Below are 247 nucleotides of genomic sequence, written 5' to 3' on the forward strand. Positions count from 1 at the left end.
CTACGGCACCGTGACGCCGTCGGTGATCCTCCGCAACGTGCTGGAGAATCCCGGCTGGTACACCGCCTATACGCCCTACCAGCCGGAAATCGCCCAGGGCCGCCTGGAAGCGCTGCTGAATTTCCAGCAACTGACCATCGACCTCACCGGACTCGACCTGGCCAGCGCCTCGCTGCTCGACGAAGCCACCGCCGCCGCCGAGGCCATGGCCCTGGCCAGGCGGGTGGCAAAGGCCAGGAGCAACCGG

Annotated in this window: 1 pseudogene; it reads left to right on the top strand. The window is 68.0% G+C overall.

Annotation, left to right across the window (positions count from 1 at the left end):
* Positions 1-247: pseudogene (locus ACLJNW_RS27510) on the top strand (hypothetical protein); the annotation flags it as partial.

This window comes from Salmonella sp. SAL4457, from assembly GCF_046548235.1.
GTDB classification, from domain to species: Bacteria; Pseudomonadota; Gammaproteobacteria; order Enterobacterales; family Enterobacteriaceae; genus Salmonella; species Salmonella enterica.